General features: G+C 39.7%; 14 protein-coding genes. 2 read left to right on the top strand and 12 right to left on the bottom strand.

Features of this window, described 5'->3' with window-relative positions; translation table 11 throughout:
- Nucleotides 1-173: 173 nt before the first annotated feature.
- The 6 genes from IRB43_RS06740 to IRB43_RS06765 form a co-directional block, all read right to left on the bottom strand.
- On the bottom strand, nt 174-554 hold the full coding sequence (locus IRB43_RS06740) for a PH domain-containing protein (protein WP_203362675.1): 381 nt from the start codon (nt 552-554) through the stop codon (nt 174-176).
- A gap of 11 nt (nt 555-565) precedes the next feature.
- Entirely contained in the window at nt 566-925 is a 360-nt protein-coding gene (locus IRB43_RS06745) for a replication termination protein (protein WP_203362676.1), read from the bottom strand.
- Between the two features lie 151 nt (nt 926-1,076).
- The gene (locus IRB43_RS06750; RefSeq protein WP_203362677.1) at nt 1,077-1,937 is read right to left on the bottom strand and encodes a DUF421 domain-containing protein; all 861 of its coding nucleotides are present in this window, start codon (nt 1,935-1,937) and stop codon (nt 1,077-1,079) included.
- A gap of 17 nt (nt 1,938-1,954) precedes the next feature.
- Complete coding sequence (locus tag IRB43_RS06755) at nt 1,955-2,161, bottom strand: DUF1657 domain-containing protein (protein WP_203362678.1); 207 nt, start codon at nt 2,159-2,161, stop codon at nt 1,955-1,957.
- 12 nt (nt 2,162-2,173) lie between these two features.
- A complete protein-coding gene (gene spoVAD, locus IRB43_RS06760; RefSeq protein WP_343070812.1) occupies nt 2,174-3,178 on the bottom strand; it encodes a stage V sporulation protein AD in 1,005 nt (334 codons plus the stop codon).
- 48 nt (nt 3,179-3,226) lie between these two features.
- A complete protein-coding gene (locus IRB43_RS06765; RefSeq protein ID WP_203362680.1) occupies nt 3,227-3,433 on the bottom strand; it encodes a DUF1657 domain-containing protein in 207 nt (68 codons plus the stop codon).
- Between the two features lie 212 nt (nt 3,434-3,645).
- On the opposite strand from IRB43_RS06765, the gene IRB43_RS06770 reads away from it, so the two are divergent.
- Entirely contained in the window at nt 3,646-4,824 is a 1,179-nt protein-coding gene (locus tag IRB43_RS06770; protein ID WP_203362681.1) for an LL-diaminopimelate aminotransferase, read from the top strand.
- 201 nt (nt 4,825-5,025) lie between these two features.
- Nucleotides 5,026-6,381, top strand: a complete 1,356-nt coding sequence (locus IRB43_RS06775; protein WP_275296754.1) for a TrkH family potassium uptake protein — start codon at nt 5,026-5,028, stop codon at nt 6,379-6,381.
- A 93-nt stretch (nt 6,382-6,474) separates the two neighbouring features.
- On the opposite strand, the gene IRB43_RS06780 is transcribed toward IRB43_RS06775, so the two are convergent.
- The 6 genes from IRB43_RS06780 to IRB43_RS06805 all read right to left on the bottom strand — a co-directional run bounded on the left by IRB43_RS06780 (nt 6,475) and on the right by IRB43_RS06805 (nt 12,666).
- Nucleotides 6,475-7,158: an LrgB family protein gene (locus IRB43_RS06780; protein WP_203362683.1), complete on the bottom strand. Its 684-nt coding sequence runs from the start codon at nt 7,156-7,158 to the stop codon at nt 6,475-6,477.
- Complete coding sequence (locus IRB43_RS06785) at nt 7,136-7,531, bottom strand: CidA/LrgA family protein (RefSeq protein ID WP_203362684.1); 396 nt, start codon at nt 7,529-7,531, stop codon at nt 7,136-7,138. Before IRB43_RS06785 ends, IRB43_RS06780 begins: the two co-directional genes overlap by 23 nt.
- Nucleotides 7,532-7,563: 32 nt before the next feature.
- Nucleotides 7,564-8,610, bottom strand: a complete 1,047-nt coding sequence (locus tag IRB43_RS06790; protein WP_203362685.1) for a CaiB/BaiF CoA transferase family protein — start codon at nt 8,608-8,610, stop codon at nt 7,564-7,566.
- 152 nt (nt 8,611-8,762) lie between these two features.
- A complete protein-coding gene (locus tag IRB43_RS06795; protein ID WP_203362686.1) occupies nt 8,763-10,355 on the bottom strand; it encodes a long-chain-fatty-acid--CoA ligase in 1,593 nt (530 codons plus the stop codon).
- Nucleotides 10,356-10,612: 257 nt separating this feature from the next.
- The gene (gene bioB / locus IRB43_RS06800; RefSeq protein WP_203362687.1) at nt 10,613-11,611 is read right to left on the bottom strand and encodes a biotin synthase BioB; all 999 of its coding nucleotides are present in this window, start codon (nt 11,609-11,611) and stop codon (nt 10,613-10,615) included.
- Between the two features lie 239 nt (nt 11,612-11,850).
- Nucleotides 11,851-12,666, bottom strand: a complete 816-nt coding sequence (locus tag IRB43_RS06805) for a GNAT family N-acetyltransferase (protein WP_203362688.1) — start codon at nt 12,664-12,666, stop codon at nt 11,851-11,853.
- Nucleotides 12,667-12,698: the final 32 nt, after the last annotated feature.

The raw sequence follows: 12,698 nt of genomic DNA on the forward strand, positions 1-12,698 counted from the left end.
TTGACTTTGGTGGAAAATTTCAATGAAAATCCCGTTCACTCGTGTAAGTGAACCGATGAACGGGGTGATCGTAGGCCGTTATTTGGCTGACTATCGTATTCTATGTAGCTTTAGATTGTAAAAAATAAAAACCTTGATTTTCCTAAATAAAAGGAGAAATCAAGGTTCTTCACTTAGCAAGAAAGAATATATGTAGCCAGGGCCCGCTGGACATCAAAAATGCTGTCATCTTTTCTAAATTGCCAAGCAATCGGGTTTTCATTTCCAACAATCCAAATTAATAATTCTGTTTCTAAATCAAATGTTCCCGCTGTTTGTACGCTGAAATGAGTAATGCTTCGATATGGAATAGAGAGGTACTCCACTTTCTTTCCTGTAACACCTTGCTTATTAATTAGCAGTAAACGTTTGTTGCTGAATACAATTAAATCTTTTAAAAGTTCAAATGCTTTTTCAATCATTTCTCCTTCAGCAACGATAAGCTTCAGCGTTTTTTCTACAGTTTTTACATCTGCTTCAGTTGCATTGCCGATTAATCCATCAAATAAGCCCATATCTACACTCCTCAATAAATATCTTCTAACGCTTTGCGAAGCAGTCCCATGCTACGGTCCAGATCAGTTTTTACTTGTTTTTTATACAGTTTAGCTTTTTCATAGTCCGCAAATTGATAAATGACCACTTCTTTGTATTTCGCTCCTTCTTGCAGTTTTTTGTATCTTTTTAATATGCCATCATCGATCAGTTCATGGAGCGAGCGATAAATTTCGGAATGATTTGGTTCATAGCCGTACTGCTTAAAGGTTGCTTTTAATTCGTCCATTGCTTGCATTCCGTACAAACGGTTTTCTTCGACGAATTTAATCATAAATAATTTTAAAAAAGCGCGTTGTTTAATGAGAAATTTCCCTTCCCCTCTTGGCATTTTGTTCACCTCACTAATCCTTAAATGCTTGTTTCTTTACTTATTATTTATTTTAGCAAATTTTTATGTGTAGAACGAATGTTTTATTTTTAATTTGAATTTTGCACATATTGAATTATAAGAGTAACAGGTACTTGTTTAAAGGTACCTGCTACGTTTGTAAATATGGCTTTGTTTTTTGAATGATCGCTTGAATCGCTTTTGCATTTGTTTCATACATTTTTTTCGTTTTCGGACATTCGGTGGCAAGGGCGAACGATTCCATATCAGCGACAAACTTTTTCAAATTAGCTAATAGTAATGGTCTTTCTTGTGGTGTAGCTAACTGAAGGAGGTCGTCAAATAAATCGACATACAACTCTCCATACGCATTGATCTGGCCGATAAATACATTTTCAAGCGATACGCCAGCTATTTCAAGTTGCTCATTTAACCATTCTTTCGTTTTGCCGCTCTCTGCTAGCGCATCGTGTAGCAATCGTCCATCCATAATGATCGTATGGGGTTCTTTTTCATTGATTGGCGTTAGCTGTAAGTCACTTCTAGTAAGCGGACGTTTATCTTTCTTTAATAAAGCGTTTAAACTGCCATCTTGTTCGAGAACAGCATATTCTACATCGCTAATCGAATAAATATCTTTCTTGCGCAGTAAAGATAATAACTCGTCAATTGTATATTTTTCTTTCTTCAAGTTATCTTCTAACACTTTGCCATCCTTAATAAATATCGTAGACTTTCCTTCAATGACACCTCGGATGGCTTTACTTTTTAATGCTAAATATCCTGCTAACAAAGGAATTAGTCCCCATACACTAATAGCGATCAGCCCATCAATCATAGAACGTTCTCTAACGGTGGACACTTCAGCCGCAATGCTGCCGATTGTAATTCCGGTAATGTATTCAAAAAACGATAATTGGGAAATTTGCCTTTTTCCAATGATTTTCGTGATAGCGAATAAAACAATGAGAAAAGAAAGAGAGCGAATCGTAACATCTAACCATTGAGGCAAGGAAATCACTCCTTTTGCTATAATCCTTGATATTGCGGTTCGTGATTTTCAAGCTCATAAATGCGCTGATTCATTTGTTCAATGATCTCATGAAGAGACATCATGCTTTCATGAAAGATTTTCTTCGATGTCGGATCGCTTGACATCAGCGCTAATTTGCTAAATACAGCTTCCGCATGCTTCAGGCCTGCTGTGCACGTTTTTACATCGGATGCAACTGTCATTTTGAAACTCCTTTATTGTAAATATTCGATGGAAACAGCATGAGCGATACAAGGAATGGATTCATTTTGCTGGAAGGAAAGCGGGGAAAGCAGCGCCCCTGTTGCCACTAGTAGCATTCTTTGAAATTCTCCTTTCTGCATCCGCTTTAATAAATGTCCATAGCCGACAACAGCTGAGCATCCAGCTCCGCTAGCTCCTGCAAAGACCGGTTGGGAATCTTTATAAATCATTAAGCCGCAATCTTGAAATTGTTGATCAGTGACAGGAACCCCACGTTCTGTCAACATGTCTAATGCGATGCTGCGCCCAATCGATCCTAAATCTCCCGTCACAATTAAATCATAATAAGACGGATCGAGCTTTAATGATGTGAGATGAGCGATGATCGTATCAACAGCTGCTGGGGCCATCGCGCCTCCCATGTTAAATGGGTCTGTTAAGCCCATATCAACAACTTTGCCGATTGTCGCCGAAACAACAACAGGGCCGTCTCCTTCTTGCGCAATGACCGCCGCTCCTGCTCCAGTCACAGTCCATTGCGCAGTTGGCGGCTTTTGTCCGCCATATTCCGTCGGATAACGAAACTGCCTTTCAACTGCTGCGTTATGACTGGATGCGGCAGTCAAAATATAATTGGCTCCTTTATTGTTGACAATAAACGCACTTAAAGCTAATCCTTCCATCGAGGTAGAGCACGCACCGAATAAGCCCATATAAGGAATACTTAACGTTCGGGCTCCAAAGCTTGTTGGAGTAATTTGGTTAATTAAATCTCCCCCAAGAAAGAATTCGATGTCTTCTTTTCGTAAGTTGCTTTTTTCCATTGCTCGAAAGCAAGCTTCTTCTAATAGCTTGCGATGCGCTTTCTCATACGTCTCTTGCCCAATCCATAAATCTCCGTGAAGCACATCAAAGTCATCAGCGATTTTGCCATTGCTCTCAAAGGGACCGCCAACGACTCCAGTGGATCTAATGACTGGTTTATTGGCAAAAACCCACGTTCGCTGCCTGTCCACACTTTCACCTCCTATTATTTTTGAATTTTGCATATAGTGATTTATACTTTAACTATTTTTATATTGCGGTTCTTCCTGCTCTACTTCTTGAATGCGCGGCTCTAGCGTATCAATAATCGTTTGTGTTTGAGTAGCTGCTGTTTGATATAACTTCTTTGCTTGTTGATTATCTGTCGCTAGACTAAAGCTTTCTAGGCTCGCTTGCGCACTTTTTAATCCCGCAAGTGTCGTTTTTAAATCATTAATGACTGTCATTGATGTGTCCTCCTTTGAATTGAAGTCCTTACTAGCATGAGCTATTTTCAAAAAAATATTTTTGGGAATTATTACAATGAGGCTGAAATTTAAAAATTATTTCTTTATTCTGTATGTTAAAATAATAAAGTGAAACTTCCATCAGTTGGAGTTCTCCTCGGCCGATGGAAATGAGATAAATAGTAACTATATACTTAGGAGGAATACTCATCATGGCATTTCATCTTGCTAAAAGAATGGATGCGTTTAGTCCATCTATTTTCAGTGAATTAAAGGCTTATAAATTAAAAAAGCAAGAAGAAGGAAAAAAGATTATTGATTTAAGCTTAGGCAGTCCGGATTTGCCGCCAGCTCCTTTTATTAGAGAAAAGCTAGCAACTCTTGCCGCCGAGCCCGATCAATATGGTTATACTCTGTCAGGTACACCCTCCTTTTATCAAGCGGTTGCGAATTATTACCGCCGCGCGTATGGGGTAGAGCTTGATCCTGCAACGGAAATTGTTCATGCCATGGGCTCACAAGAAGGACTTGTCCATTTGCCGCTCGTCTTCGCTGACCCAGGAGATATGATTCTTGTCACGGATCCTGGCTATCCTGCTTATGAGGCGGGGCTAGCAGTTGCTGGAGCTGAACCGTATTATATGCCGCTTGTAAAAGAAAATAACTTTTTGCCTGACTTAACAGCTATTCCTGAGGACATTGCAAGCAAAGCTCGAATGATGATTTTAAATTATCCGGGGAATCCAGTGCCAGGCTTAGCGACTGAACAGTTTTTCCATGAAGTCATCACATTTGCTAAAAAATATGACATCGTTGTATTGCATGACGCTGCTTATTCAGAGTTTTACTTCGACGATCAAGCACCTCTCAGCTTTCTAGCTGTTCCAGGAGCGAAAGATGTTGGGATGGAAATTAACTCATTATCCAAAAGTTTTAGCTTAGCTGGAGCTAGAATTGCTTATATTGCCGGCAATAAAAAAATGGTCCAAACAGTTGCTCAGCTGAAATCGAACTTAGATTATGGCGTGTTTGCTCCTATTCAAGCAGCTGGTATTGCCGCTCTCGACCATGCTGAAGAAATTGGACAAGCTGTTCGAACGACTTACCAAAAACGCCGTGATGTGTTGGTCGCAGAACTTCAGAAGATTGGCTGGACAGTGGACAAACCATCGGGCGGTATGTTCATTTGGGCGAAAATTCCTGATGGTTGGACATCTAAAGAATTTTGTTTCACTTGTATTGACAAAGCTGGAGTTGTGATGGTTCCCGGTCCCGCATTCGGATCAAATGGTGAAGGATATGTCCGCATTGCACTTGTTCACTCGGAAGACATATTGAAAGAAGCAGCTGAAAAATTACAATCAGTCATTCAAAATTCTAAACTGTCATAAATACAGAAAAGGCTGTCCCAATGATTCAATGGCGTTCATGGAGACAGCCTTGCCTATTTTAATAAGTAGCTTGGGATATGATTATTTTGGCTCATTCACGCAAAATAAGTAGCTGTTTTCTTTCCAGCGGCTTTTATATATAATAGGACATGTGTTTGGATTATTATATAGGAATTTTCCTAGTCAATAATGAGGGATTATATGAAAGAAACTGCGAAAATAAAAGCTTTGAAACTGTCAACTTTCCAGCTGATTGTTGTCCTTTATTTCACAGGTGCGCTATTATCTACCGGTTTATTACTTCTTCCTATTGCTCATAAGCCAGGAGTAGACTTACCCTTTATTGATGCCTTATTTGTAGCGGTAAGCGCCCTTAGCGTGACAGGACTATCTACGGTTGGAACAGTCGATACATTCAGCACAGTCGGCTACTTTTTTATTCTCTTTATTTTACAAGTCGGCGGTGTGGGGATTATGACGCTGAGCTCTATTATTTGGTTATTAGTAGGCAAGCGAATTGGCATGCGCGAGCGCCAGCTCATTATGGCGGATCAAAACCGAACAGATTTATCAGGTTTGGTCAAATTAATGAGAGAAATCTTTTTGCTTATTCTTGGGATTGAAGCGGTAGGTGCCATCATTTTAAGTATTTATTTCCTACAGTATTATCCAAGTGTATCCGAGGCTTTTCTTCATGGAATATTCGCCTCTATTAGCGCCACCACCAATGGAGGATTTGATATTACCGGCCAATCTCTCATCGTGTATAAAGATGATTATTTTGTCCAGTTCATTAATATGATATTAATCGTTCTTGGAGCAATCGGTTTTCCTGTATTAGTGGAAATAAAAGACTATTTAACGTATCGCGGTTCTCATAAATTTTGTTTTTCACTCTTTACGAAACTGACCACAACTGTGTATGCCATATTAGCTATAGCTGGCGCGATCGGTATTTATTTGCTGGACCGTCATCATTTCTTTGTCAATAAATCTTGGCATGAATCATTATTTTATGCTAGCTTCCAGTCCATTGCTGCTAGAAGTGCAGGGCTAACCTCGTTAGACTTAAATGAATTTTCGGCCGCTACCTTGTTATTCATTTCCACATTAATGTTTATCGGCGCTTCTCCTAGCAGTGTCGGCGGCGGATTACGAACGACAACATTTGCCATTGCCATGCTAAGCGTATACTTTTTTGCTCGCGGCAAAAATACAATCAAAATTTTCAACCGCGAAGTGCATCCGATTGATATCCAACGTTCATTTGTCGTTATTACAACAGGGTTTTTCATTTGGGGCGGATCGATTATTGTTCTTTCGTTTTTAGAACCTAGCTTATCTATCGTAAAAATTGTATTTGAAGTATCTTCTGCCTTTGGAACGACGGGATCGTCATTAGGAATTACTGCCGACTTAAGCACACCAGCTAAACTGTTATTAATTTCTTTAATGTTTATTGGTCGAATTGGCTTATTCTCATTGTTGTTTGTTATTCGCGGACGTGAGATTAAAGAGTCTTATCATTACCCAAAAGAGCGTATTTTAATAGGTTAACTGCTAATGTACATAAAAAAACAAGTGCCGCCATTAAGTATAGTGAGGGCACTTGTTTTTTAGTATAATAGCTATTTCGACGAATAAACCAAGCTAATACAGGAGTGGAAACAGCCAAGGTAAAATTATTGAAGTAAGAATGCCTGCAAACCCCATGGCAGCTCCCGACACGGCCCCTTGAATACGCCCCTCTGCTACCGCTTGCGATGTTCCGATTCCATGGGCAACGGTTCCAATCGCTAGTCCCCTTGAAAATGGGTCTGTTATTTTCATACTGTTTAATAAAACGGGACCGAAAATAGCGCCAAACATGCCTGCAACCATTACAAAAGCCGCAGCAAGAGCGGGATCACCACCAATGACTTTAGCGACTTCAATGGCAACTGGAGTAGTAACCGCCTTTGTCGCTGCCGTCGCGGCAATCGTTTCGGATAGTCCGAATGCCTTCACCAACCAGACAGCCGCCGCAATGGTGGATACCGTCCCGATGGTCAAACCGATCGTCGCCGGAATCAATCGAGACAATAGAACCTCCCGATTATGATAAAGCGGTACAGCTAACGCTACCGTTGCTGGTCCAAGCAAATACGTCATTATCTCTTTCGCTGGTGTGTATTCCTCATAAGAAATCCCAGTAAGCAGTAGCACGATAATAATGGCTGTTGTACTTGTAAAGACAGGGGTGGTAAAAGGAGATGGAAAGCGGAAGGACCATTTTCTTGATAGCCAATAAATAACCATTGTCAAAATTATACTAAATAACATGATGCTGCTCATGTCCCTTCTCCTTTCTTCTGCTTTTTTCAGATAAAACTTGAGTGATGCCCCCTGTGATGACTAGACCAACGATGGAACTACCAAAAATCACAACCGCGAGCTCCCATCCACTAGCTTTTATGAGCCCGCCATACATCATTAAGCCCACCGCAATAGGAACAAAAAAGAAAGAAAGATGCTTATTCAAAAAAGAAGCACCTCTTTCCACCCATCTGACCGGAATAAGATTGGTCATAAGAAGAAGAAAAAGCACCATCATCCCAAAGACATTCCCAGGAATAGGGATATGAAAAAAATCAGTAATAAAATAACTGACTTCATTTATCAGCCATAATAAAGCTATTTGCAACATAAACACGGCTCCGTCTCGCATAGATGCACCTCTTTCTTACGCAAATAATAATGTTATTTCCTATTGAGACAATTGCTATTTAATCCAGGAGGTGCATATAAATAGTTAGGTTTAGATGATGTAAATACTTGAAGGTCGTTCCAAGGAGATTCAACAATTATTTGGCGATACTGATTATAACAAGAATCCTTTAATTCCCTCATTTCATAAACGGGGGCCATACAGCAATCCACTTGTTGACTGAAGATCTCCCATTCATGAAATGATCTTGATTGAAATAATTGACATACTTCTTCATATACTCGATTTCCTTTTTCAGCTTTTTCGACATGATAAGGAAGCCATTCCTGCTTTTGTACAGCTTGACAGAAGTTGCTCCAAAATTTCGGTTCAAGAGCGGCTAAACTGATAAACCGCCGATCCTTCGTTTCATAAATATGATAAGAAATGATATGTCCATCTAGCTCAGGCACTCCATTACCTTCAGCATATTGCATATGTGTTGTTAATAAACTCATTACCGCATCAGTGATCGCTAAATCGATGTAGCTACCTTCCCCATTTTTTTCTCTCTTCAATAAAGCCGCCACAATGGCTTCAGATGCAGTTATCCCTCCAATTAAATCAGCAAATGTAAGCGTTGGATGAACAGGTCGTCCGCTCCCATCCTTCATTTGTGACAGCATTCCGCTTAAGGCCATATAATTTAAGTCATGGCTTCCGAGCATACTCAGCTTACCTGTTTGACCATAGCCAGTGAGGGAGCAATAAACAAGACTAGGATGAAGACTTCTCAACTGTTCATAGCCCAACCCAAGACTGGCCATGACCCCCGGGCGGAAACTTTCAACTAGTACATCTGCGGAACGAATGAGTTCTATTACTTTTTGTTGATCTGTTGTATTTTTTAAATCGAACGCCATGCTCTTTTTATTGCGATTATTCCCTTGAAACACTTTTCCGTCGGATAGCTCCCGAGCTGGATCACCTTCAGGACGCTCTATTTTTATCACTTCTGCCCCTAAATCACTTAGTCGAAGAGTTGCATATGGTCCAGGCAAATATTGAGTGAAATCCAATACTTTTATTCCGCTAAGCATATTCTCGCCTCCTGATTTTGAATAAAAATTAGCTGTCCTATCAACAGAAGGCCTCACTCAGGAAAGGCGACGGATCCTCGGATAAGAACAGCTAAATGGTTAGATTCGTATATCTTTCACCTTAACAATCTGAATACACCGCATCCTTTGAATCAGTTCACAAACCGACCAGTCTTTCCTTTCTCTTCCCAATAATTATTTCGCAAATGAATTTTTTGTATTTTGCCAGAGGCCGTTTTCGGTAATTCCTCAACAAAGGTCACCCCTGTAATGGCTTTAAAGTGAGCTAGATTCCTTCTCGAAAATTGAATTAAATCTTGTTCACTTAATTCAGCAGCCGGTCGTTTAACAACAAAGGCATGCGGGGTTTCTCCCCATTTTTCATGTGGAACAGCAATGACTGCAGCTTCTAACACATCAGGATGTTCATACAGCACTCCCTCAACTTCTATAGAAGAAATGTTTTCTCCTCCGCTAATAATAATGTCCTTCTTACGGTCCACGATATCTATATGGCCATGTTCATCCACAGTACCCATATCCCCTGTATGAAGCCAGCCATTTTTTAATGTTTGCATCGTCGCTTCTTCGTTTTTCCAATAGCCCTTCATGACGCCATTGCTGCGCACAATGACTTCCCCAATAGATATTCCGTTTTTTGGTACTTCTTCCCCATGTTCATCAACGACTTTCACTTGACTGCCAATCATCGCATAACCAGCCTTTGCCTTCATTCGGTATTGATCCTTTAATGGCAAATCAATAAACGGTGAACGAATCGCTGAATATAAGCTGAGCGGAGAAGACTCCGTCATGCCATACACTTGAATGAACTCCCAGCCTAATTCTTTCTCTACGCGTGCCACAAAGGATGGTGGTGGCGCTGATCCAGCGATGACTACACGAACATTTTTTTCAATTGGCGGCACATTTTCTTCGTAATATTGCAGTAAGCTATTTAATACGGTTGGAGCCATATGCATCACCGTTACTTTATGCTGAATAACCGCATCAAAAATCGTTTGTGGGCCTACTTGACGATAGCAAACATGTGTCGCTCCGTTAGCTGTGTAGTAAAATGGAGATCCCCAGCCATTTACATGGAACATCGGTAACACATGCAAATAAACATCGCGATCCGACACGCGCAGAGCATGCATCGTCGATAGCGCATGAATATAATTGTTGCGATGAGTCAGCATAACCCCTTTTGGATTACCGGTCGTCCCGCTTGTATATAGAAGGCTGGCCACATCATCTTCTTCAAGCTCTACCCGATCAAAAGCAGCAGATGAAAAACGGCTGAGCCAAGTATCATAATCTATTTCATTCGTTTCGTCGTTCTTATAATGGACAATAATATGCTCTACTGTCGTTAATTGATCTTTAATATCAGCAATAAGAGGATATAAATGCTGATCCACTAATAAAATTTTCGATTCACTATGATTTAAAATAAACAAATAATCATGAGGCTTTAGGCGAATATTCAACGGCACCATGATCGCTCCTACTTGGTATACTCCGTAGAAACCCTCTAGCATTTCTAATGAATTCGGCGCAAGATAAGCTATTCTATCTCCTTTTTGCACACCTAAATCAACTAGTCCCCTTGATAATTGATTGACACGACCATTTAATTGATTATATGTAAATTGGCGGTCTTCAGAAATCACAGCTATTTTTTCCCCATAATATGTGACGGCACGATCTAAAAATTGAGTTAAAACTAATGGTACATTCATGGCCCATCCCCCTATGATTGTCTCGAATTTTTGGCGATATTAAGCAACAATCGTTCAAAGTCAGCATCGTTGTTTAACAAAGCTAAATTTTAAAAATTTTCTAACAAATAAATAGTATCATGAGCTTGAGCAGCCATTCAATAGATTTCTGTAAAGTTTGAGAAAAATCCCTAATTTTTCAATAATATTGATGAAAAAGAGGCAGCGAAAAGGACTGATTGCCGGCTTATCACTAAGCCAGCAATCAGTCCTTTTGTTTAAACTAGTTGTTCTTGTTTTTCATCCGCAAACTCGACTTCAAAGCCCATTTCTTCGATCATTCGATGGTCAGCTGTTGTTTCTTGACCAGCCGTTGTTAAATAATCGCCTACAAAGATAGAATTTGCTGCGTATAATCCTAAAGGCTGTAAAGAACCTAAATTTACTTCACGTCCTCCGGAAATGCGGATTTCTTTCGTCGGGTTAATGAAACGGAATAAACAAAGCACTTTTAAACAGTAGCGCGGATTAAGTTCATCCGTTCCTTCTAGAGGTGTTCCGTCAATCGCATGCAAGAAATTCACTGGAATAGAATCCGCATCTAATGCTTTTAAGCTACGGGCCATCGTGACGATATCCTCTTTTCTCTCTTTCATTCCTACAATAACTCCGGAACACGGCGAGATGCCTTGCACTTTTACTTTTTCAATCGTTTCTACACGATCATCATATGTATGAGTTGTCGTAATTTGTTCATGATGATTGGCTGATGTATTAATATTATGATTGTAACGATCCACACCTGCTTCTTTTAGCTTTTCCGCTTGACCAGGTTTTAATAATCCGAGGCAGGCGCAAATTTTTAATTGATACTTGTCTTTAATTTCTTTGACCGCTTCCGTTACATTTTCTAGTTCTTTATCGCTCGGTCCGCGTCCACTCGCCACGATGCAGTATGTGCCTGCACGCAAATCATAAGCTTGCTTTGCTCCTTTTAAAATCGAATCTTTATCCATCATGCGGTATTTCTCAATTGGCGCTGTTGAGCGAGTCGATTGAGAACAATAGCCGCAGTTTTCCGGACAAATGCCCGATTTTGTGTTGATGATCATATTTAATTTCACTTTATTGCCATAGTAATGATGACGAATCTTATAAGCAGCATTTAATAATGTAAGCAGCTCTTCATCTGGACAATTTAAAATCGAAAGCGCTTCCGCATCTCCAATTTCACGCCCCTCAAGAACGACATCCGCTAATTCATCCCACTTTGTCATTGTACAACTCCCCTTCTCTTTATTTCCATTGTTTATAAAAACTTCTATCTTAAAGATAAGAGAAAAAGGGGTATTTAGTCAACTTATTTTAAATTAAAGTTTACAAATAATTTTCTTTACATGAAATAAAGTAAAAGTTCCATACTTACATTTAGCCATGTTAAGCTGGAGTGCAACCTGTTAATGTAAGATAAAAAAGCCATTCCTGATGAAATGACTTCTTTTGTTTAATGTGTATCCTATTGAAATGACAGTTGTTCCTGTTTTACTAATAAATAATAGTTAACAGGCTCTTCCTCTGCTTTAATCAGTTTAACCGTTACATATCCTGATTTAAAAAGTTCGTTAAACAGCTTACGGTAAGCTCTCTTCCACTCTAGAGCGACTTCAGGATGAGTTTGTCTGATTTGCTGAAAGTTTTTCGGAACAGGCACTAACCACTTTTCTCCCGCTAACTGAATATTTAGTTCTTGAATAGAGAGAAGACCATCTGCGTTTAATTCCCAAGAAGCAGCCTTTTGTGCGCCTTCCTCGCTCCACTGATTCGGTTGATCTAAATAGCCTTCTTTAATATGCCACTCAATTAAGAAGCGGTCTGTCGGCATCCCTTCACTGAAACTATCAGGCATATCGCCGTAACAATCCTCAATGTAGCTGCGACAAATTCCATTTAATTTCGATAAATTCAAGTAGCCGTTTACGCTTTCTAAAGGATCATATGTCCAAGTAATTAATGAGTACCCTAATTTTATCGCCTCTTGCCTTTGAACCTTTTTCAAGGCATCCCCGATCCCTTGCTTTTGGTAGTCCGGATGAATCCCTAAATTATGGGAGCATAAATAACTATGTCCATCGCGAAAACCAGCAAAACTGTAACTAAATCCAATGAGCTGATCCCCTTGAAACGCCCCTAAAGCCAAGCCTCCATTTTTATGAGCAATCATCGTTTGATTTTCTGGAATCGGCTCAATTCCCCAAATTAATCTTTCTAAATCAGCCATTTTTTTGAAATCTTCATATGTTTCAAATAAACGAATGGTATATGTATGAGACATTTTTCTTCTCCCCTACTGTCGAATTCTAGATT

The organism is Bacillus sp. REN10 (genome assembly GCF_016820555.1).
Taxonomy (GTDB): Bacteria; Bacillota; Bacilli; order Bacillales; family Domibacillaceae; genus Bacillus_CE.